At 65.6% G+C, this 20,356-nt stretch carries 19 protein-coding genes and 1 tRNA gene; 8 read left to right on the top strand and 12 right to left on the bottom strand.

The genetic code is table 11. From position 1 onward, the window contains the following. Positions 1–9: 9 nt before the first annotated feature. Entirely contained in the window at positions 10–585 is a 576-nt protein-coding gene (locus AB4099_RS29145; RefSeq protein ID WP_441480665.1) for a peroxidase-related enzyme, read from the bottom strand. After that, the gene (locus AB4099_RS29140) at positions 582–1,085 is read right to left on the bottom strand and encodes a CMD domain protein (protein WP_441480664.1); all 504 of its coding nucleotides are present in this window, start codon (positions 1,083–1,085) and stop codon (positions 582–584) included. Before AB4099_RS29140 ends, AB4099_RS29145 begins: the two co-directional genes overlap by 4 nt. A gap of 102 nt (positions 1,086–1,187) precedes the next feature. Between AB4099_RS29140 and AB4099_RS29135 the strand changes: the two genes are divergently transcribed. The 7 genes from AB4099_RS29135 (at position 1,188) to AB4099_RS29105 (ending at position 11,868) form a co-directional block, all read left to right on the top strand. Then, complete coding sequence (locus AB4099_RS29135) at positions 1,188–2,561, top strand: ABC transporter substrate-binding protein (RefSeq protein WP_113517707.1); 1,374 nt, start codon at positions 1,188–1,190, stop codon at positions 2,559–2,561. Then, positions 2,558–4,501, top strand: a complete 1,944-nt coding sequence (locus AB4099_RS29130; RefSeq protein WP_441480663.1) for an ATP-binding protein — start codon at positions 2,558–2,560, stop codon at positions 4,499–4,501. The genes AB4099_RS29135 and AB4099_RS29130 overlap by 4 nt, the downstream gene beginning before the upstream one ends. Continuing rightward, positions 4,498–5,850, top strand: a complete 1,353-nt coding sequence (locus AB4099_RS29125) for a sigma-54-dependent transcriptional regulator (protein WP_113517709.1) — start codon at positions 4,498–4,500, stop codon at positions 5,848–5,850. Before AB4099_RS29130 ends, AB4099_RS29125 begins: the two co-directional genes overlap by 4 nt. A 194-nt stretch (positions 5,851–6,044) precedes the next feature. Further along, complete coding sequence (locus tag AB4099_RS29120; RefSeq protein WP_441480662.1) at positions 6,045–7,382, top strand: ABC transporter substrate-binding protein; 1,338 nt, start codon at positions 6,045–6,047, stop codon at positions 7,380–7,382. Between the two features lie 159 nt (positions 7,383–7,541). After that, positions 7,542–9,254, top strand: coding sequence for an ABC transporter permease (locus AB4099_RS29115; protein ID WP_113517711.1), 1,713 nt, complete (start codon positions 7,542–7,544; stop codon positions 9,252–9,254). Positions 9,255–9,256: 2 nt separating this feature from the next. After that, positions 9,257–10,354: an ABC transporter ATP-binding protein gene (locus AB4099_RS29110; RefSeq protein ID WP_441480661.1), complete on the top strand. Its 1,098-nt coding sequence runs from the start codon at positions 9,257–9,259 to the stop codon at positions 10,352–10,354. A 269-nt stretch (positions 10,355–10,623) separates the two neighbouring features. Then, complete coding sequence (locus tag AB4099_RS29105) at positions 10,624–11,868, top strand: Zn-dependent hydrolase (RefSeq protein ID WP_113517730.1); 1,245 nt, start codon at positions 10,624–10,626, stop codon at positions 11,866–11,868. Positions 11,869–11,898: 30 nt separating this feature from the next. On the opposite strand, the gene AB4099_RS29100 is transcribed toward AB4099_RS29105, so the two are convergent. The 9 genes from AB4099_RS29100 to AB4099_RS29060 all read right to left on the bottom strand — a co-directional run bounded on the left by AB4099_RS29100 (position 11,899) and on the right by AB4099_RS29060 (position 19,469). Beyond that, entirely contained in the window at positions 11,899–12,369 is a 471-nt protein-coding gene (locus AB4099_RS29100; protein WP_113517713.1) for an aminoacyl-tRNA deacylase, read from the bottom strand. A 214-nt stretch (positions 12,370–12,583) separates the two neighbouring features. Further along, positions 12,584–13,819 (bottom strand): metal-dependent hydrolase family protein, encoded by a 1,236-nt coding sequence (locus AB4099_RS29095; RefSeq protein WP_441480660.1) that lies wholly within the window; start codon positions 13,817–13,819, stop codon positions 12,584–12,586. 27 nt (positions 13,820–13,846) lie between these two features. Beyond that, positions 13,847–14,335 (bottom strand): GAF domain-containing protein, encoded by a 489-nt coding sequence (locus AB4099_RS29090; RefSeq protein WP_441480659.1) that lies wholly within the window; start codon positions 14,333–14,335, stop codon positions 13,847–13,849. Between the two features lie 16 nt (positions 14,336–14,351). Continuing rightward, a complete protein-coding gene (locus AB4099_RS29085) occupies positions 14,352–15,266 on the bottom strand; it encodes a branched-chain amino acid ABC transporter permease (RefSeq protein WP_441480658.1) in 915 nt (304 codons plus the stop codon). Continuing rightward, positions 15,266–16,129 (bottom strand): branched-chain amino acid ABC transporter permease, encoded by an 864-nt coding sequence (locus AB4099_RS29080; RefSeq protein WP_441480657.1) that lies wholly within the window; start codon positions 16,127–16,129, stop codon positions 15,266–15,268. Before AB4099_RS29080 ends, AB4099_RS29085 begins: the two co-directional genes overlap by 1 nt. A 19-nt stretch (positions 16,130–16,148) precedes the next feature. Beyond that, positions 16,149–17,354, bottom strand: coding sequence for an ABC transporter substrate-binding protein (locus AB4099_RS29075; protein ID WP_441480656.1), 1,206 nt, complete (start codon positions 17,352–17,354; stop codon positions 16,149–16,151). A 41-nt stretch (positions 17,355–17,395) separates the two neighbouring features. Next, positions 17,396–18,121: an ABC transporter ATP-binding protein gene (locus AB4099_RS29070; RefSeq protein ID WP_441480655.1), complete on the bottom strand. Its 726-nt coding sequence runs from the start codon at positions 18,119–18,121 to the stop codon at positions 17,396–17,398. Then, positions 18,118–18,882 (bottom strand): ABC transporter ATP-binding protein, encoded by a 765-nt coding sequence (locus AB4099_RS29065; protein ID WP_113517718.1) that lies wholly within the window; start codon positions 18,880–18,882, stop codon positions 18,118–18,120. The genes AB4099_RS29070 and AB4099_RS29065 overlap by 4 nt, the downstream gene beginning before the upstream one ends. Continuing rightward, positions 18,879–19,469 carry a TetR/AcrR family transcriptional regulator gene (locus tag AB4099_RS29060; protein WP_113517719.1) on the bottom strand — a complete coding sequence of 197 codons (591 nt, stop codon included), beginning with the start codon at positions 19,467–19,469 and terminating at the stop codon, positions 18,879–18,881. The genes AB4099_RS29065 and AB4099_RS29060 overlap by 4 nt, the downstream gene beginning before the upstream one ends. 238 nt (positions 19,470–19,707) lie before the next feature. Between AB4099_RS29060 and AB4099_RS29055 the strand changes: the two genes are divergently transcribed. Further along, positions 19,708–20,043, top strand: a complete 336-nt coding sequence (locus tag AB4099_RS29055; RefSeq protein WP_113517720.1) for an MmcQ/YjbR family DNA-binding protein — start codon at positions 19,708–19,710, stop codon at positions 20,041–20,043. A gap of 216 nt (positions 20,044–20,259) precedes the next feature. On the opposite strand, the gene AB4099_RS29050 is transcribed toward AB4099_RS29055, so the two are convergent. Continuing rightward, positions 20,260–20,336 (bottom strand) — tRNA-Met (locus AB4099_RS29050). Positions 20,337–20,356 lie beyond the last annotated feature (20 nt).

The following is a 20,356-nucleotide window of genomic DNA, read 5'->3' as shown; positions in this document are numbered from 1 at the left end:
GCGGACGGCTCAGTCGCGAACCGGTTCGCCGAGCGTATGCATCAACCGGTTGGCCCAACCGAAGATCGAGGCGGACAGGATAAGGTCGAGGATCTCGAGCTTCGACAGTCCAAGATCGCGCAACGCGGCAATATCCGTCGGTGTCGCCTCGGACGGCGTCCTCGAGAGCCTGACCGCGAAATCGAAGATCGCCTGCTGGTGTTCCTCAAGCTCGGCATCGACGCCATCCGCGAAGATCGCTTCGATCACGTCGGTCCGCTTCGTCAGCTGGTTGAAGCGCGATGCATGCACCGCCGCGCAATAGACGCAGCGATTGACGATCGAGGCGCCGACCGCGCCAAGCTCTCGTTCGGCCGAGGACAACCCGCCCTTGCCATACATGATGGCGTTAAAGAGCGGCGAGCGCACCTTCAACGATTCGGGATCATGCGCGAGCGTCAGGACATAGGCCGAAACCTTCTTGTTCGACGGCGTGATCTGCAGCGCATCGAGCTGCTCCGGGGTCGCGTCCTCGAGCGTAACCGGGGTGACATAGGGCGCCCAGCGCGGCACCTCGACCGTGAGTTCGTGGACCGGGACGCTCACAGGACCTCCTCCAGCAGCCGCAGGCCGGCAATGACGCGGACCTGGTAATTGACGAAGGCAGCCAATTCGGCGAGCCGGACGATGTCGGGCTCCGCGAGACCTGCCGCCTTGAGCGCCTCGATATCCGCCCGCGTTGCGTCCTTGACGGTCTTCGTCAGGATATCGACATGACGCGTGATGGCGATCAGCCGCGCATCCGCGTCGAGCACCTCAAGGGCAGCGCCCGAAGCAACCGCGGCCAGCACGGAGGTCTCGCCGGCTTGGCCGAGCAGTTCCCGGTAGTGAGCGGCCAGCCCGGAATCCCCGTTCCATCGGGCCATTCTGACCGCCAGCGCCGCACGCTCGGCATGGTTCAGGCCGCCCGGCTCGCGTGGCAACAGGACCGCATCATGGCTGGCCTGGCTCATCTCCATGATCCCGGAGCGCTCGGATACGGCATCCGCAAGCTGCGAGCCCGCCTTCAGCCCTGCCAGGCTCTCGATCAGATTCGTCCCGCTCAATCGCACCTCCCGTTGCTGCGCCGAGCGATGTTTAGGGTCGGCACGGGCCAAGGTCCACCCGTCGATCTATGCGGGTCGAATTGCCGGCTATATGACAGATTCATGATCCGACGCGCGGGACGTCTCTGCCTTGCCCTTGCGGCCTTGACCTGGCTTGCCGCCGGCCCGGCGGAAGCTCGCCGCGTTCAGATCATCACCTCGTTCCCACCTTCTTTCTTCGAGCCGTTCCGGGCCGCCTTTCGCAATCGACACCCAGACATCGCGGTCGAGGTCGTGCAGCGCAAGACCACCGCAGCCGTCGCGGACATTCGGACACAGCAGCGTCAGGAGGCCGATCTGTTCTGGGCTTCAGCCCCCGACGCCTTCGAATTGCTGAAACAGGGCAAACTGCTGGCACCGCTGCAGGCCCGGCCGACCGGCTCCCCCGAAAGCATCGCGGGTTACCCCATCAACGATCCCGATGGGCACTATCTCGGCTTTGCCGTCTCGGGCTACGGGCTGGTCTACAACCCGTCCTATCTCGCGGCGCGTGGGCTGCCGGTGCCGCGCAACTGGGCCGACCTTGCCGCTCCCGCCTATGCCGGCCATATCGGGCTGACCTCGCCGGCCCGCTCCGGCACGACGCACCTGATGGTCGAAGCCCTGCTTCAATCGCTCGGCTGGGAGCGCGGCTGGGCGCTCTGGTCCGAGATCGGCGGCAATCTGGCGACCATCACGGCGCGCAGCTTCGGCGTGACGGCAGGTGTCGCACGTGGCCGCTTCGGCATCGGCATCTCGATCGATTTCCTGGCGGAAACCGTCGGCGCGGAGGGCGAAACCAGCCGCTTCCTGCTGCCGGAGGAGACGCTGTTCGCACCAGCCAGCATCGCGCGGCTGGCAACCTCCCCCAATCCGAAGGAAGCCGAGCTCTTCATCGACTTCGTGCTCTCGCCCGAGGGCCAGAAACTGCTGCGCGAGCCGCGGATCGGCCGGCTTGCGGTCTCACCGGCTGCCTATGGTCCCGACGAGGCGCCGCCGCATCTTTCGGACGTGTCCGGCCTCTTCAACCGGACACGCTTCGATGCCGGGCTGTCGGCCGGTCGCTACGAACTGGTCAACATCATCTTCGACGAGTGGATCACCTTCCGCCGCGCGGAGCATGCCCGGCTCTGGCGCAGCCTGCAGGGGATGGAGGCCGCGCTTCTTGCCTATCCCGATCAGCAGGCGGCCCGCCTCCTGACCGAAGCGCGCGGAGCGCTGATACGCCCGCCCATCGCCGCCTCCGACCTCGCCCAGCCCAAACGCTTTTCCGATCTTGTGCGCGTACCTCGCGGACTGGCCGTACCCGAGGCACAGGCCCGAATCGAAGCCGAAATCCGCAGCGCGATCGCAACCCAAGCTGCGGACGCCGCCGTCAGGTTGCGGCAGGCTGCCGAGCGGCTCACCGCCGCGGGCTGGACCAACTCTGATGACGGACTGACTGGAGGGCTGCCATGAGGCACCTCTGGCGCGGCCGACGTTTCGGCATCGGCGAACGCCTGATCGCCGCTTTCCTCGGCGTCGGTCTGTTTGCTGTCGGCGCGGGTATCGTCGGCGTCATCTCCTATGAACGGCTGAGCACGGAGCTCGCGGCCATCGCCCGCGATCATCTGCCGGGCCTTGCCTCTTCGGCGAGGCTCGCCGAAGCCAGCGCGCGCGTCATCGCCAGCATGCCCGAGCTTGCCAATGCCGAGCGGCGCGACGCCTATGAACGCAGCCGACGGCTTGTCGGCGAACGGCTGGATGAGCTCGACCGGGTTCTGGCCGAACGGGCCGAGGGCGGGTTCGCCTCGCCCGCCCTGGCCGCAGTTGCGACCGAGATCCGCACCAATCTCAAGGCCATTGATGCGGTCTCTGAGCGGCGCTTTCCGCTTGGCGAGCGCAACCGTGCCATCGGCGAGGAGCTGCGCTGGCTCCAGGCCGATCTTCTCGACGAAATCGAGCCGCTCACCGACGATGCCCGCTTCAATATCGAGACCGCGCTGGGCCAGGCCGGGACCGAAGCATCAGGCGCGGCCAAGCCGAATGCCATTCGCGAGGAGACCCGCAAGAGCGCGGCGTTGATGACGCTGAATGCCCAGGCGAACCTGATCGTCGGCCTCTATGGGCGGCTCGGCGCGGTCCGCACCCGCGAGGATATGGAGCAGACCGGCCACGTCATTGGCGAGGCGGTCGACCAGCTCGAAATCGAGGCCAGGGCACTGAACGGCTGGCCCGATACCATTACCGTCAGGCAGATCGCCCAGCGACTGATCGGACTTGCCGATGCCGGCACCGGACTGCCCGCGATCAAGCGCGCCGAGCTGGCAGCCCAGTCCGACGCACAACGCCTGATCACGGAAAGCCGCCGGCTGGTCAGCGAGCTCGGCACCCTGGTCTCCCAGGAGGTTCAGAGAACGGAGGCAACCGCGAAGGCCGCAGCCGAGCGTTCCGCCGCGGCGATCAGGCTCGGCCGCAACCTGCTCCTGGCGATCGCGGCCGCCTCGCTGATCGGAGCCCTTCTGATCGGCTGGTTCTATGTCCGCCGCAATCTCGTCGCGCGGCTGCGCGTGCTGACCGAGGCCGCAACCAGCATCGCCAGCGGGCAATCCTCGGCCGTGCTGCCCCACGCCGGCAATGACGAGCTCGGCGACCTCGCCCGGGCACTCGCCGTCTTCCGCCAGACCCGCGACGACCTGATCCAGGCGGCCAAACTCGCCGCGCTCGGCCAGATGGCGGCCGGCCTCAGCCACGAACTCAACCAGCCGCTGGCAGCGATTCGCTCCCACGCCCATAACGGCGTGCTGCTGCTGGAGCGCGAACGGCCCGATGAGGCCCGCCACGCCATCATGCGCATCCAGGCTCTGACAACCCGCGCCGCCGAGTTGATTGCTCACCTCAGGCGCTTCGCCCGCAAGCCGGGCGTGACGCTTTCTCCCGTCGAGGTCGGCGGTGTGGTCGAGACGGCGCTGTCGCTCTTCGGTCCGCGCCTCGATGCCGGGCAGGTGACGCTGAAGCAGGACAGGCCCGCCGAAAGGCTCTATGTCCGCGCCGAGGAAATCCGGCTGGAGCAGGTCCTGGTCAACCTCATCGCCAATGCCCTCGATGCCATCGCAGGCCGGCCAGACCCGACGCTCGCGATCGGCGCGTCCCAACGTGGCAAGGCCGTCGAGATCTGGGTCGAGGATAACGGGCCTGGCATCGACCGCGCGCATCTGGAGCGAATCTTCGACCCGTTCTTCACGACCAAGCCGGTCGGTTCGGGGCTCGGCCTCGGCCTCTCGCTCTCCTACAACATCATCAAGGACCTTGGCGGCACGCTCGCCGTCGCCAGTTCCGGTCCCGCCGGCACGCGTTTTCTGATTATGCTCGAAGCCCTGCCGAACCGCGCAATGGCTGCCATGGAAATTGACGCATGAATGCGCCAAGGATTGTTCTCGTCGACGACGATGCCGAGGTTCTCGAGGCCTGCCGGCTGACCTTGGAGCTCGAAGGCTTCGAGGTCGCGGCAAAGCGCTCGGCCGACGCAGCCCTCCCCTTGCTGACCCGCGACAGCCCGGTCGTTCTGGTCAGCGATGTCCGGATGCCCGGCCGCGACGGCTTTGGCCTGCTTGCGGCAGTCCGGGCAATTGATCCCGAAATTCCGGTGGTGCTCGTCACCGGCCATGCCGACGTCCCCATGGCGGTAAAGGCGATCCGCGACGGCGCCTGGGATTTCGTCGAGAAGCCGGCCGATCCCGTGCTGCTCACCGAGACCGTCCGCCGGGCAAGCGATTATCGCCGATTGATCATCGAGAATCGGCTGCTGCGTGCAAGAGCCACCCCCGACGACCCGTGGGTCGCACGGCTTGTCGGCGCCTCGCCGGCGATCGTTCGTTTGCGTCAGCGCCTGACCCTCATGGCCGACGCCGATACCGACGTGCTGCTGTTCGGGGAAACGGGGACGGGCAAGGAGGTCGCCGCCCGCGCGCTGCACGATCTCGGCAAGCGCCGTAGCGGCCGCTTCGTCGCGGTGAACTGCGGCGCCATTCCCGAAACCATGATCGAGAGCGAGCTTTTCGGCCATGAGGCCGGCGCGTTCACCGGCGCCCGCGAGCGGCGCATCGGCAAGATCGAGCATGCCAGCGGCGGCACGCTCTTTCTCGACGAGATCGAGTCGATGCCGGTGGCCGCGCAGGTCCGGCTGCTGCGCGCGCTCCAGGAGCGGCGCATCGAACGCCTTGGCTCAAACCGCGAGATCGCGGTCGATATCCGTATCGTCGCGGCAACAAAGGCTGACCTCGCAGCATTGGCAAAGACCGGTGGGTTTCGCGAGGACCTGGTCTATCGCCTCAATGTCGTGACGCTGCGCCTCCCGCCCTTGCGCGATCGGCGCGAAGACATTCCGCTGCTGTTCGAGCATTTCCTCGGGCTGGCTGCCGCCCGCGTCGGCCGTTCCGCCCCGCCGCTCGGCCGCGATCTGCTGCAGCGCCTGTCGCGACAGGACTGGCCCGGCAATGTCCGCGAATTGCGCAACGCCGCCGAACGCAGCCTGCTCGGGATGGACGAGGATTTCGATGATCCCGTGACCACCCCCGGACCATCGAGCGCCGAACTGACGCTGGAAGAGCAGATCGCGCTCGCCGAAGCCGAGGTGATAGGAGCGGCGTTGAAACGCCATGGCGGGCGGATCGGCGTCACAGCAGCCGCCCTCGGCATCACCCGCAAAACCCTCTACCTCAAGATGCGCCGCTACGGATTGAGTGGTGCGGCAGCGCTTCCCGACTGACGTCGCGATGTTACCGCCCTGACCCATCCGCTCGGCGCGACGGTTACCACAACGACCCGCAGAGATCGCAGACTCCGTCCCGAAACCAGAATTTCCTCAACAGAATCAATATGACGCCCGGTTGGCACCGTCGTTGCTGACAGATGTTCATCGGCCTCGACGCCGGGTGAGCAGAAACTGTCTTGGAGGAAATCATGGTCAATCGCAGGGTCGCACTCGCGACCGCCCTCGGCCTGTCGCTCAGCACGTCATTCGCAACCATCGCCCTCGCCCAGGCTCCGGCCGGCAAGGTCACCGTCGTCACCTCCTTCTCCAAGGACGTGACCGACCCGATCAAGAAGGCCTTCGAGAAGGCCGCTCCCGGCGTCACGCTCGAGGTTCAGAACCGCAACACCAATGCCGGCGTGAAATATGTCGAGGAGACCAAGGCCAATAACCAGGTCGATCTCTTCTGGGCCTCGGCTCCTGACGCTTTCGAAGTCCTCAAGGGCAAGAAGCTGCTGACGCCCTACAAGCCCAAGGCGGCCGGCATCCCCGAGAAGATCGGCTCCTACCCGATCAATGATCCGCAGGGCTTCTATTTCGGCTTCGCGGCATCGGGCTACGGCATCATGTGGAATGATCGCTACGCCAAGGCCAACAAGCTGCCCGAGCCGAAGGACTGGCAGGATCTCGCCAAGCCGGCCTTCTACGACCATGTCTCGATCGCCTCGCCGGCCCGTTCCGGCACCACGCACCTGACCGTCGAGACCATCCTTCAGGGCGAAGGCTGGGAGAAGGGCTGGCGCACGCTCAAGGAGATGTCGGGCAATTTCCGCTCGATCACGGAACGTTCGTTTGGTGTGCCGGAGGCGGTGAACTCCGGACAGGTCGGCGTCGGCATCGTCATCGACTTCTTCGCCTTCTCGGCCCAGGCTTCCGGCTTCCCGGTCAAGTTCGTCTATCCGACCGTGACCACCGTCGTGCCGGCCAATGTCGGCATCATCGCGAACCCGCCGAACAAGGCGGCGGCCGAGGCCTTTGTCGAGTTCCTGCTCTCGCCGGCCGGCCAGGAGGTCCTGCTCGATCCCGGCATCCGCCGCCTGCCCGTCAATCCGGCCGTCTATGCCAAGGCCGGCGCCGACTATCCCAACCCCTTCACCGATCCGCGTTTCCAGAAGATGATCGGCTTCGACGTCGACAAGTCCGAAGCCCGAACCGCTGTCGTCGACACCCTGTTCGACCAGCTGATCTCCTTCCAGCTCGATGCGCTGAAGGGAGTCACCAAGACGCTGCACGAGGTCGACGCCGCGCTGGCCAAGAAGCCCAACGCCCAGGCCAAGGCTGCGGCCGATGAAGCGCGTAACCTGATCGCCTCCATGCCGGTCAACGAAGCGCAGGCAGCAAGCGCAGAGCTCCGCGGCGCCTTCACCGGCGGCAAGGAGAAGGGCGCAAGGCAGGCGGAGCTCGAGAGCCAGTGGGCCAATGCCGCCCGCGAGAACTACGCCAAGGCCAAGACCAAGGCCGAGGAAGCGCTCAAGCTCGCGCGCTGAGCCGTCGCCACTGCCGTCATCCCGGCCTGCAGCGGAGTACAGGGCCGGGATCCATGCCGAACTCCCAGCGGAGACTCAGGCCTGGATCCCGGACATCCGAGCGGTCTCCTGGAATGACGGTGCAGGCTTCATCGATCGAGCCTCTTTCGGGAACTCCCCATGACCGCCGTCCCCGCGCTCTCGCGCCCCAAACGCATGTCGGCGACGCCTGGCCAGATCGCGCTCGCGCTGGCCATTGCAGCCTTCCTGCTGTTCTTCCTCGTGCTGCCGGTGGCAACGGTGATCTATGTCGCCTTCACCGAGAAGGGCACGAACAGCTTCACGCTGATCAATTTCTACGACTTCTTCCGCACCGAGCTGTTCATCCGCTCGTTCTGGAACTCGGTCTATGTCTCGGCCATGTCGGTGGTCTGGGCGTCGGTCTTCGCACTGCCGCTCGCCTATCTGACGACGCGCTTCGTCTTCCGCGGCGCTGCGATCGTCCAGACACTGGGTTTCCTGCCCCTGATCATGCCGCCCTTCGTCGGCGCGGTCGCGATGCAGCTCTTCTTCGGCCGCAACGGCTCGATCAACCTGCTGCTGGATGATTGGTTCGGCTTCAAGATCGGCTTCATGGAAGGGCTGAACGGCGTCATTTTCGTCCAGTCGGTCCATTATTTCCCGTTCATCCTGATCAATCTCTCGGCGGCGCTACGCAATATCGACCGGGCGATGGAAGAGGCGGCGCAGAATCTCGGTTCCTCCGGCTTCCGCCTGTTCCGCCGCATCGTCTTCCCGCTCGCCATGCCGGGCTATCTCGCCGGCGCCTCGCTGGTCTTCGTCAAGGTCTTCGACGACCTGGCGACGCCGCTCCTGCTCAACGTCAAGGACATGCTGGCGCCGCAGGCCTATCTGCGCGTGACCTCGATCGGGATTGCCGACCCGATGGGCTATGTCATCGCGGTCGTCCTGATCGTCGCCTCCGTCGTTGCCATGTGGCTGTCGGCCCTGGCGCTGAAAGGGCGCGACTACGCCACAACCCAACGCGGCGGCGGCGGTCTCGCCAAGCGCGTGATGTCGCCGACTGAGGCCATTTTCGGCTACGGTGTCGTCATCCTGATCCTGGCGCTGGTGCTCGCGCCGCATCTGGGACTGCTGCTGCTCTCCTTTGCGACGATCTGGTCCTATTCGCCGCTGCCGGACGCCTTCACCGTCGCCCACTACGCCCGCGTCTTCGGTGAGAGTTCGATCTACATCAAGAATACGCTGATCTATGCCAGCCTCGCTGGCGGGATCGACATCGTGCTCGGTGTCGCCATCGCCTATCTCGTGCTGCGCACAAAGCTCGTCGGCCGCGAATGGCTCGACTGGACTGCGTCGGCGGCGCTGGCGATCCCGGGTGTCGTGCTCGGCATCGGCTATCTCCGGACCTTCTACGGCATCACCTTGCCGGACGGCACGCCGCTCGCCTCGCTCTGGATCACCATCGTGCTGGCGCTCGCGATCCGGCGCCTGCCCTATGCGCTGCGCGCCTGCCACGCGGCCCTGCAGCAGATCTCCGTCTCGCTCGAGGAAGCGGCAGAGAATCTCGGCGCCACCAAATCCCGGACCGTGCGCCGCGTCGTCGTCCCGCTGATGGCAGGCGGCATTCTCGCCGGCTTCGTCACCAGCTTCTCGACCGCGGCAGTCGAGCTCTCCGCCACGCTGATGCTGGTGCAGTCCAACTCCGACGCGCCTCTGGCCTACGGGCTCTATGTCTTCATGCAGTCCGCCGCCGGACGCGGGCCTGGCGCGGCACTCGGCGTCGTTGCGGTCATCCTCGTCGCGGCCTGCACCTTCCTCTCCCATCTCATCATCGAACGCAGCCAGAAGGCCAAGGGAATGGGCCACTGATCATGAACGCCATCGCACCGCTCGCTACCAAAGCCGTCGCCGTCGATATCGAGGGCATCAATCTCTCCTACGGCACCAACCATGTGCTGAAGAACGTCAACCTCGCGATCCGGCCCGGTGAATTCTTCGCCTTTCTCGGGCCGTCGGGCTGCGGCAAGACCACGCTGCTCCGTCTCATCGCCGGCTTCAACCAGGCCGATACCGGCCAGGTCCGGATCGGCGGCCAGGACATTTCCACCCTGCCGCCCTGGAAGCGCGATGTCGGCATGGTCTTCCAGTCCTATGCGCTCTGGCCGCATATGACGGTCCGCAAGAACGTCGCCTTCGGTCTCGAGGAGCGCGGCGTCGCCCGCGCCGAGATCGAGCGGCGCGTCGGGAACGCACTCGATCTGGTCGGGCTCGGCCATCTCGGCGACAGGCGCCCGTCCCAACTCTCCGGCGGCCAGCAGCAGCGCGTCGCGGTCGCACGCACCGTCGCGGTCGAACCGAAGGTCCTACTGCTCGATGAGCCGCTCTCCAATCTCGACGCCAAGCTGCGCGTGCAGGTGCGGCGCGAGCTGCGCGACCTGCAGCAGCGCCTCGGCCTGACGACGATCTTCGTCACCCACGACCAGGAGGAGGCCAACACGATCTGCGACCGCATCGCGGTGATGAACGAGGGCATCGTCCAGCAGGTCGGCACCCCGATGGAACTCTACGAGCGTCCGGCCAATCTCTTCGTCGCGAATTTCCTTGGCACGGCCAATATCCTCGAAGGCAAGGTTGTCGGCAGCGGCACCGAGCGCGCTTTCGAGGTTAAGGGCGGCGCGAAGCTGCCAATCCCCGGCGACGTTGCCGTTCCCACGGGCGCCAAGCTGGTCTTTCGTCCCCAGCATGCGACTCTCGGCGCGGCTGGCGCCGCGCATGCCGGGCAGGTCGCGTTGCCCGGCAGGATCGCGCATCGCGAGTTCCTGGGATCGAGCATGCGCTACGGCGTCGCGATCGGCGAAACCGAGGTCTCGGTCGACCTGCCCTTCCAGTCGGGCGGAGACCTGCATGAGGTCGCGGCACCCGTCAGCCTGTCGCTGTCGCCGAGAACCGCGCTCTGGCTGGAGCGCTAAAGCATCGGCCCGAAAGGTAAATTGCGGTTTTCAGGGAAAGCCGATGCAAGCACGGAAGCCTGGATCATCGGACCGGATACGGTATCCCGTCCGATGATCCAGGCTTGGCGAGAACCACGACCAATGTGCGACGCCAGGCAAGTCCATGACGAATATCCATTTGCCAGCACGGTGCCGCGCCGCTCAGAGTTGGTGCATCCCGTGATGCCGTGACGGCTCTTCGCCTGCGCACGGCCTCGCTCACCGACCTTGCGCAAGAGACGTTCACCATGAGCCCGCCTGCTGCCGCCCGCATCGACATCGAGCGCTTCTGGACGACCATCGAACGATCGGGTGAAATCGGAACCGGCCGGCCGGGCGGCCTCTCCAGGCTTGCCCTGTCGGACGCTGACAAGCAGGTCCGGGACGAGTTCGTTGGCTGGTGCCGGCAGGCGGGCCTGAGCGTCCGCATCGACGGAATCGGCAATATCTTCGCCCGCCGTCAGGGCAGCGACGACACGCTGCCTCCCGTCGTGATGGGAAGTCATCTCGATACACAGGTGAATGGCGGCCGCTTCGACGGCATCGCCGGCGTGCTCGGTGCGCTCGAGGTCTGCCGCACCCTCGATGCGCTCGACCATCGCACGCGCCGCCCGCTGGAGATCGTGAACTGGACCAATGAGGAGGGCGGCCGCTTCTCCCCGCCGATGATCGGCTCGGGCTGCTTCACCGGCACCTACACGCTGGACTGGGCCCGCGGCCGCACCGATGATGACGGAATCAGCCTTGGCCAGGAGCTTCAGCGCATCGGCTATCTCGGCGAGATGGAGGCAAGCCCGCATGCCTTCGACGCCTATTTCGAGTTCCATATCGAACAGGGCCCGATCCTCGATCGCGAGGGCATGCAGGTCGGCGTCGTCACCGGCGGCTACCCCAGTTGCGGCATGCTCGTCGAATTCCGCGGCGAGACCGCCCATACCGGGCCCTGGCCGATGGAGCGGCGCAAGAACGCGCTGGTGGCCGGCGCGCGCCTGCTCACCGCGGTCGACGATATCGGCTGGGAACACGCCGGCACAGGCGGAAAGGCGACGGGTTCACGGCTCGTCGCCTGGCCAAACAAACCCGGCATCCTGTCGGACTGGGCGCAGGCCGTTTGCGACGTCCGCCATCCCGATGCGGAGACGACCCTGGTCATGGCCGAACGCGTGCGCCGCGCCATTGGCGAAGCTGCTGCACGCGGCGGCTGCACGGCCGAGATCCTCGACACCTGGAACTGGGGCGGTCGCATATTCGCGGGCGACCTGATCGAGGGCATCCGCTCCGTCTCGCTCGGGCTCGGCTACCGGACGCAGGACATCCTGAGCCAGGCCGGGCACGACGCCTATTTCGTCGCCCGCCATGCTCCGGCGGCGATGATCTTCGCGCCGTGCAAGAACGGCATCACCCATAACAACCTGGAACTCTGCACGCGCGAGGATCTGGAGCCCGGACTGAATGTCCTGTTCCGCTCCGTGGTCGCGCGCGCCGATCGATAGGAGTTCCGTCGCCCCGAACGATCCCGATCTCTAGGACGGGTGGCTGAAGCGGGCGACCCGCGCATCCTTCATCAGGTTGCGAAAATCGGGACCGCTGACACGCACCAGCGTCCTGTGGTCGCCACCCTCGAAATAGACGTCCCTGGCGTCATGAAGGCTTTCATCGAGGATCACCGGCACATCATAGGCCGATCCGATCGGCGGAACCGCGCCCAGATCGCAATCGGCGAACAGCGAACTCACCTCATCCTCCGAGGCGAGGCCGAGCCGCTGGTGTATCACGTCCTGCAAGGTGGAAAGTTCGATCCGGTGCGTGCTGGGAACGACGGCCAGGACATACCCGGTCTCATGGTGAACCACCACGGACTTGGCCAACCTGCTGCCCGGAACATGCGCGGCTTGCGCCGATTGACTGCTGGTGGCCGTACGGTGATGCGCGACGGTATCATAGGCGATGCCTTCGCCGTCGATATAGGCTTGGAGTTTCTTTGCGATTGTCATCGGAGGCGCCCCTTTGTTACCTGGCGACGCGTCAGGACAACATCCTCCTCTCCTCCTCCGCGAAGTCAATGACGAATGGGCAGTCAGGGTCGGAACGCACGGGCTCCGCCCCTGTGAACCAACGCGGCTCTCGACATGGGACAGCGGATCCGGGTTCCGGGCCTCGGCTGACCGATCGTCCCGGAACCGCCCAACCCTCTGTCCGCAGGTGAACTCAGTTCAGGCTTGAGCGCTTCATGAAGGAGCCGCCCTTCATGATCAGCGGCATATGCCGGCCCTGGCGGGTCAGCAGTGCCAGGTCTTTCAGCGGATCGCCGTCGACGACGATCAGGTCGGCATGGGCGCCTGGCGCAACGGTGCCGATCTTACCTTCGAGCCCGAGCAGCTTCGCCGCGACATGCGTGGCTGCACCAATCACCTCATGCGCCGGCAGGGCACGGCCGCGAATGACGAACTCCTCGGACTGGTGGCGATGCATCTCGCCGAGCAGATCGCTGCCATAGGCCATGGCCAGCCCCGCCGTTTTCATGATGGCGAGCGAATCCATGCCGGCGACACGAACACTCTCGACCTTGGCGACGGAATCCGGCGGGAAGCCGAGCTTGCCGCCTTCGCTGGCGAGCTTGTCATAGGTCACCAGGGTCGGCACGGCGACGGCGCCCTTCGCGGCAGCAAGCTTGGCTGTATCCGGCTGGATCAGGTTGCAATGTTCGAGCGAGTGGACGCCAGCCTCGACGCAGCGGCGGATCGCCTCGTCGGTATAGACATGGGCCGAGACATAGGTGCCGGCCATCCGGGCTTCCTCGACGATCGCTTCGAGCTCGCTCACGGAATAGCCGAGGAAATGGATCGGATCGGTCGGGGAGGCGCAGCCGCCATTGGCCATGATCTTGATGAAATCGGCTCCGCCCTTGAGCTCCTCACGGGCCGCCCGGCGCACCTGGTCGATGCCGTCGCAAATGCGGCCGAGAGCACCGAGCCGGTGGCGGGTCGTCACCGCCTCGCGATCGTCATAACGGCCTCGGAAATCGGCATGGCCGCCGGTCTGGCTCAGAGCCTTGCCGGAAATGACGAGGCGCGGTGTCGGGAAATGCCCCTCCTCGGTCGCGACCTTCAGCCCGAAATCGGCGCCGCCGACATCACGCACCGTGGTGAAGCCGCGTAGCAGCATCTCGCGCATGATCACCAGCGAGCGCACCGTCACGAGCGAATCCGGCAGCGCCGCATTGCGCCCGAGATCGGCGACACCGGCGATGACATGCACATGCGCGTCGATCAGCCCGGGCATCAAGGTCCGGCCCCCGAGGTCGACCACCTTCGCCTTGCCGGCGGACACAACCTTGCCGACCTCGCGGATCGTCCCGCCCTCGACCAGGACTGAGACCGGTGCACCGCGCTCCGGCGCGGTACCGTCGACGATGCGGGCATTGGTGAAGAGGGTGGAAGCCACGGCGTTTCTCCAGTCGGATGGGAGCTGTCAGACAGCGCGCGCTGCTGCGCGGGCAGCCAGGAATGCGGGAACCAGCAGGGGCGCCAGCCGCTCGACCAGCGGCACATGCTCCTCGCGATAGAAGCCTTCCGGCGCGAGCAGGTTGATCGTGCCGACGACCTTGCCGTCATAGAGCGCTGGAACATTGATCACCGAGCCGAGGCCCATGCTCTCGATCAGCGCATGATCGAAGAAGGCCCAGCGGATTCCGGCCTTGTCGCGTCCGAGATAGGGCTTGCGCCCCTTGAGCACATGGTCGCCCCAGGGCGTCGGCCCCATCGTCTTGCGGCCCGAGACCGGATACTCGGCCGCGCGGTTCGAATAGATCCGGGCGACCTCCTCGCCATCGACATAGAGCAGGGTGAAGAGCTCATGCCCGACGAGCCGCTTGGTCGCAGCCTCGAAGGCCTTGAACAGCGTGTCCGGCTGGCCGGGCTCTGCAAGCAGACGCGACAGGGCGGCAAGATCATCGGACATCGTGAACTCCGGGGCTTCAGGCTTTGGAAGGGACGGGTTTGGGTGCCCGTGGAATGCATTCGGGCAGGAGCCCCTGCGGCCGCAGGTGCAGGACGAGGATCAGCGCGAGCCCGACCAGGATCTCGCGCAGTGCCGCGACCTGGACCGGCTGCAGCCCTGGCACCCATTCGGTGGCGAAGCGCGTCGCCTCGAGGAAGATCACGACGAGATAGGCGCCCACGACCGCGCCGCTCGGGCGACCGACACCGCCGGCGGTCACCGCCAGGAAGATGTAGATCGTGATCAGCGGCTGGAAATGGTCGGGCGAAACATAGGATTGGAAATGCGCATAGAGTGCGCCAGCCAATGCCGCGATGGCAGCTGAAAGCGCAAAGGCCTGGAGCTTGAAGCGCAGCACGGTCTTGCCAGTGAAGGCTGCAAGCTGCTGATCCTCGCGGATCGCCTTCATCGCCCGACCATAGGGCGAGCCGTCGAGCCGGCGCAGCAGCAGCCAGATACCGGCCACGATCAGCGTGACCAGACCGAGATAGAACAGGTTGAAGCCCATGAGGCCGAGCTCGGCCTTGAGAGGCGCCTTGATCCCGGAGATGCCGTCGGATCCCTTGGTGAGCCAGCGCTCGTTCAATGCAACGAGCCGGATCACCTCGGCAAAGCCGAGCGTGACGATGGCGAGATAGTCGTCGCGCAGGCGCAAGGTCGCGAATGTGACGACAAGCCCGACCACCGCACCGACCGCGAGCGCCGCCGTCCAGCCGATGAGCACCGGCGCCCCTGCCCCGGTCGCCAGCGCAGAAGCATAGGCTCCGACCGCAAAGAACCCGGCGAGACCGAGATTGACCAGTCCGACGCCGCCCCAGATCAGGTTCAGGCTGAGCGCGAGCAGTGCGTAGATGCCACAGAGCGTCAGGGTGAAGATGACATAGGACACCATCAGACCGCCCTCTCGCCCAGGATGCCGCGTGGACGGAAGGTCAGCATGATCAGGATCGCGATAAAGCCGACGGCGGTGCGATAGGTCGCGGGCACCGCGATCAACGCCAGTTCCTCGGCGATGCCGAGCGCGAGTGCTCCGACCACGGCACCAGGGATCGAGCCGAGCCCGCCGAGGACCGCGGCGGCGAAAACCGACAGCAAGACGCGATAGCCGGTGAGCGGGTCGATCGAGGTATCGAGGCCGATCAGCACGCCGCCGACACCGGTGAGCCCTGCGCCCAGGAAGACGGTGACGATGGCGATCCGGGCCGGATCGATGCCCTTCAGCCGGGCGAGATCGGGATTGTCGGCGACTGCGCGCATGGCCTTGCCGAAGCGCGTATAGCGCAGGAAGGCAAACATTGCGGCCATGATCACGACCGCCAGAGCGAGGCTCTGCAGCTGCTGCGGTCCAATCCGCAGATCGCCGAAGCGCATGTCGCGCATCAGGGGCAGGTCGTAGCCGCGCATATCGTTGCCGAAGAAGAACCGGATGATGTTCTCGAGCACGAGATTGAGCGCGATCGAGGCGATGGCGACGATGAGCGCCCCGTTTCCGCGCAGGCGGCTGAGCGCGCTCTCCTCCGCAACCACGCCGACGGTTCCGGCGATTGCAAACGCAATCACGAGAGCCGGGATGATCGGCAGCCCCAGCACCACATTCGCCCACCACGCGGCAAAGGCACCGATGGTGGCATAGGATGCGATGGCGAAGTTTGGATAGCGCAGCACGGCAAAAATGGCCGAGAAGCCGACGGCCGGGACGGCGATCAGCGCCCCGGTCATTAGCCCGTTGATGAGCGCCTGCAGGAGGAGGGTCACGCGTGCGGGTCTTTCCGGATCAGGCGATCTTGACGAGGACGATCTTCCCGCCCTGGACCTGCTCGTAACGGAACTTCGAATCGCTGATGTCGCCGGTCTCGGTGAAGTCGCACGGCCCGCTGGCGCCGTCATAGTCGACGGGCTGCTTGGCAGCGATGGCTTTCAGACCGTCAATGGCATTGTCGATCTTGGCACCACCTGGCGCCTGGCTGGCCTTGCGGATCGAGTCCTTGATCGCCGTACCGGAGGCATCGCCGGCAAGAGCGATCGCCATCAGCACCAGGTTGATCTGATCATAGATCTGCGTGGTGTAGGGATCGGGCGACGGCACGCCGATCAACTTGACCAACCGCTCATAGGCCTTCGAGCCTTCCGCCGAGGAGGGCGAGATCGTGTAGGTCTTGTCGACGACATCGGCCGGAACGCTGTCGACCAGCTTCTGGTTCACCGAATAGCCGAAGGCAACCTTGAGGCCGCCGAAGCCGGCGCGGAAGAGGTCCTTCAGCATCACAGCGGTGTCGGGGGTATAGCCGCCGAACACGACCGCATCGGGCTTGAAGCGCAGCACCTCGTCGATCTCGGTGCGGTAAGCCGGCTTCTTGTCGTCATAGATCAGGGACGCCGTCTCGCCGCCACCCTTCTTCACTGCCTCGGTGATATTGTCGAACTGGCTCTTGGCGAAGGGCGTTTGCGGCGACAGGAAGAAGACGCGCTTGGCCTTCTCGGCGATGACGAACTCACCGAACTTGCGGCCCTGCAGCGTGGTCGTCGGCTGCGTGCGGATCAGATAGCCCTGATGCGGCAGCTGAGTGATCGAATCCGCGCCCGAGACGGTCGCGAGGAAGGTCTTCGATTCCCAGCAGAGCGGCGCGACCGCGGTCGTGACCGAGGAAGCCCAGGTCCCGAGAATGGCCGAAACCTTGTCGACGTCGATGAGCTTGCGGGCCGCGCGGACGCCCGCTTCCGGGCTGGTCTGGTCGTCCTCCGAGATCAGCTCGACCTTGCGCCCGAGCACGCCACCTGCCGCATTCACCTCATCGATGACGGCCTTGACCGCCTTGACCATCACCGGGCCATAGGGGCCGCCCGATCCGGTCAACGGCGTCAGCGTGCCGATCCTGATCGGCGCGCCCTGGGCGAGCGCGAGCTTCGGTAGCGCACCGATGCCAGCAAGCGCGGCAGCGCCTGTCAGAAGCGTCCGGCGGTTCGTCATGAAATCGGTCATCGTGATCCCCTTGTAATTTTTGAACTGCGTCGGCGTCGGCTTCAGCCACCCAGGAAGAGGCGGCGGATATCGGGGTCGGCGGCAAGAGCAGGACCTGCCCCCTCACGGCTGTTGCGCCCGGAGACGAGGACATAGCCTCGCGTCGAGATCTCGAGCGCCTCGAGCGCGTGCTGTTCGACCATCAGGATCGGCAGGCCGCCTTTGTTCAGGGCGACGATCGCCTCGAACAATTCATCGGCCGCCTTGGGCGAGAGCCCAGCTGTCGGCTCGTCGAGCAGCAGCAGGCTCGGCGCATTCATCAGCCCCATCGCCATCGCCAGGATCTGCCGTTGGCCGCCCGACAGCGTCCGCGCCAGCGCACGCCGCTTCTCGGCCAGCATCGGATAGCGGTGATACATCTCTTCGCTGCGTGTCCTGATCCCGCCAGGATCCTGGAAACCGCTGATCTCCAGATTCTCGGCGACCGTCATCGCACCAAAGACATTGCGCTCCTGCGGCACGAAGCCGATGCCGGCCCGCGTCCGGCCAAGCGCGTTCGCAGCCGTGACATCCGCGCCCTTCAGGCTGATCCGGCCTTTGCGCGCCGCCACCAGCCCCGCGACGGTCTTGAGCAAGGTCGACTTACCCGCTCCATTCGGCCCGATGATCGAAACGATCTCACCGGGCGCGACCGTGAGCGACGTGCCCTTGAGAATTTCCTCGGCCGCGCCATAGCCGGCGACAACACCCTCGACCGCGAGCAGGATGGTCGCCGCAGCAGCACTCAATGCCGCCTCCCGAGATAGGCTTCCTGAACCCGGATGTCGGCGGCAACCTCCTCGAACGAACCCTGGGTCAGGGTTTTGCCTTCGGCCATGACGACGACCGGCTCGCAGAGCCGCTTGATCAGCGCCATGTCATGCTCGATCAGGCAGATCGTCAGGCCTTCACGATTGAGCCCGACGAGATGTTCGGCGATCTCGTCGGCCAGGCTCGGATTGACGCCGGCCATCGGCTCGTCGAGCAGCAGGATCTTTGGCCTGGCCATCAACGCCCGCCCGATCTCAACCAGTTTCTTCTGTCCTCCGGACAGCGCCGTGACCGGGTTATCAAGCACGTGGTCGAGCTTCAGCCGGCGCGCAATGTCGAAGGCGCGCCCGGCCAGCTCGGCTTCGCGACGGCGCGCGGCGGCAGAGCCGAACAGCCCGGCGAGCAGATTCTCACCAGGCTGATCCGCCCCATAGAGCATCAGATGCTGGAAGACGCTGAGCTTGGGGAACCCCCGCGCCAGCTGAAAGGTCCGCACCAGGCCCGCGGCAACGAGCTCTTCCGGGGGCAGACCCGTGGCATCCGACGAACCCAGTGCCACGGTGCCACCTTTGGGCCGGTAGAGGCCGGATACCGCATTGAACAAGGTCGACTTTCCCGCGCCGTTCGGGCCGATCAGGCCGGTAAAACTTCCGGCCGGCACGGCGAGATCGACGCCGCGCAGCACATGCACGCCGTAGAAGTCGAGTTTCAGGCCCGTGACCGTCAGGAGTGGCGTCATGAAGCCGGTGCCCCCGCGACAGGCTGGCGTGAAGGCGATGCCTGTGTCGGAAAGTGCTGGCGGACCTGGAGCTTCCAGAAGTTCAGCATCGCGGCGTAATAGGCGGGGTCCTTCCGCAACACGGTCTGGGCGATCATGCCGCGCACCAGGCACATGGTGGCGTTCATCACGACGCGGGTATGGTCCGGATCGGCCTTGGTGCGGGCCGCAAGTGCGGTCCAGACCGCGTCCAGCCCGGCATGGAATTCGCGCACCACGGGCACGAGATCGGCCCGGAACTCGTCATTGTGGCGCGCCTCCGGCAGGAACTCCATGGTCACATAGAACAGCCGGTCGGACATCATTTGCCAGATGTAGTCGACGATCTCGTCGCTGGAGCCACCCCGCTCTGCAAACGCCTCGGCGAAGCGATGCAGGTTCCGTGACGAGCGTCCAAGCAGATCGGCGACGGAAGCCGTGATGACAGCCTCGCGCCCGGCAAAGTGATGCGTCAGCGCGCCGCGCGAGACGCCGGCGGCCCGGGCGATTTCGGGGGTGGTTGTGCGAGCGAGCCCGCGGTCATGCATCAGATCGATCGTCGCATGCATCAGCCGCGCAGAAGTCTCCGCGCTGCGTTCCTTCTGCGATCGCCTCCCGCCGGTTCCGGTCAAGCTGCGCTCCTCCGCTCTGAGCCGGGCGAGCCTGTAATCGCAGTTACAAACAGTCAAGACTGTTTCTACAGCATTGAGGCCGAGTTGCCTGCTGGATAGGTAAGCGGCATGACAAGCAGAGGATCTGGCCAAGCCCAAGGCCGGTCGGCCTGCGGATACTGCAGGGAGCCTTGATATGTCGTTCAGCTGGGATGAGGCCGTCGCCTACGCGCTGACGCTTCCGGGCGCGGAGATTTCGACGAGCTATGGCATGCCGGCGGTCAAAGTGAACGGCCGGACTTTTTTGTCGGCAGGCCATGAGCCCGGTTCGTTCTGCATCTCGATCGATCGCGACACAGTCACCATGCTGATGGAGGTGGCTCCCACGACATACTGGCAGACTGCGCATTATGCCGGTTGGCCGGCAGTCCTGGTCCGCCAGAATGGCCCGGATCCTGATCATATCCGCGCGATGATCGTTCGTGCCCGAGACTGGAACGCCGGCCGCCCGCGTCTGCGGGAGAAGAGGTAACGATTCGGGTCCTGGCCTTGCCCGGCCTTGGCGCCAAGTCGGCGGGTTCACTGGGCCATCTGCGAGTCGATCGGTCGGATCATGCGTACCGAGCGCCGCATTTCGTAGGAATTTCACGGCGCTCTGACGCGTATCGTCCGCGCGGATTCTGCGCCTTTGAAGCCTTGAACGACGAAAACCCCGCCTCTTTTGAGAGACGGGGTTTGATATTTGATTTGGTTGCGGGGGCCAGATTTGAACTGACGACCTTCAGGTTATGAGCCTGACGAGCTACCGGGCTGCTCCACCCCGCGGTAAAGGGAACGCGGCGCTG

The sequence above is a fragment of the Allobosea sp. 2KB_26 genome (assembly GCF_052115715.1).
Lineage (GTDB): Bacteria > Pseudomonadota > Alphaproteobacteria > Rhizobiales > Beijerinckiaceae > Allobosea.
Note: the sequence above shows the minus strand (reverse complement) of the source record. Positions and strands in the feature narration are given on the sequence as shown.

Excerpts from the sequence above, each read along its gene's own strand:
- AB4099_RS29135 (WP_113517707.1), top strand. The coding sequence starts at position 1,188 with ATGATCCGACGCGCGGGACGTCTCTGCCTTGCCCTTGCGGCCTTGACC.
- AB4099_RS29130 (WP_441480663.1), top strand. The coding sequence starts at position 2,558 with ATGAGGCACCTCTGGCGCGGCCGACGTTTCGGCATCGGCGAACGCCTG.
- AB4099_RS29125 (WP_113517709.1), top strand. The coding sequence starts at position 4,498 with ATGAATGCGCCAAGGATTGTTCTCGTCGACGACGATGCCGAGGTTCTC.
- AB4099_RS29120 (WP_441480662.1), top strand. The coding sequence starts at position 6,045 with ATGGTCAATCGCAGGGTCGCACTCGCGACCGCCCTCGGCCTGTCGCTC.
- AB4099_RS29115 (WP_113517711.1), top strand. The coding sequence starts at position 7,542 with ATGACCGCCGTCCCCGCGCTCTCGCGCCCCAAACGCATGTCGGCGACG.
- AB4099_RS29110 (WP_441480661.1), top strand. The coding sequence starts at position 9,257 with ATGAACGCCATCGCACCGCTCGCTACCAAAGCCGTCGCCGTCGATATC.
- AB4099_RS29105 (WP_113517730.1), top strand. The coding sequence starts at position 10,624 with ATGAGCCCGCCTGCTGCCGCCCGCATCGACATCGAGCGCTTCTGGACG.
- AB4099_RS29100 (WP_113517713.1), bottom strand. The coding sequence starts at position 12,369 with ATGACAATCGCAAAGAAACTCCAAGCCTATATCGACGGCGAAGGCATC.
- AB4099_RS29090 (WP_441480659.1), bottom strand. The coding sequence starts at position 14,335 with ATGTCCGATGATCTTGCCGCCCTGTCGCGTCTGCTTGCAGAGCCCGGC.
- AB4099_RS29085 (WP_441480658.1), bottom strand. The coding sequence starts at position 15,266 with ATGGTGTCCTATGTCATCTTCACCCTGACGCTCTGTGGCATCTACGCA.
- AB4099_RS29075 (WP_441480656.1), bottom strand. The coding sequence starts at position 17,354 with ATGACCGATTTCATGACGAACCGCCGGACGCTTCTGACAGGCGCTGCC.
- AB4099_RS29065 (WP_113517718.1), bottom strand. The coding sequence starts at position 18,882 with ATGACGCCACTCCTGACGGTCACGGGCCTGAAACTCGACTTCTACGGC.
- AB4099_RS29060 (WP_113517719.1), bottom strand. The coding sequence starts at position 19,469 with ATGCATGCGACGATCGATCTGATGCATGACCGCGGGCTCGCTCGCACA.
- AB4099_RS29055 (WP_113517720.1), top strand. The coding sequence starts at position 19,708 with ATGTCGTTCAGCTGGGATGAGGCCGTCGCCTACGCGCTGACGCTTCCG.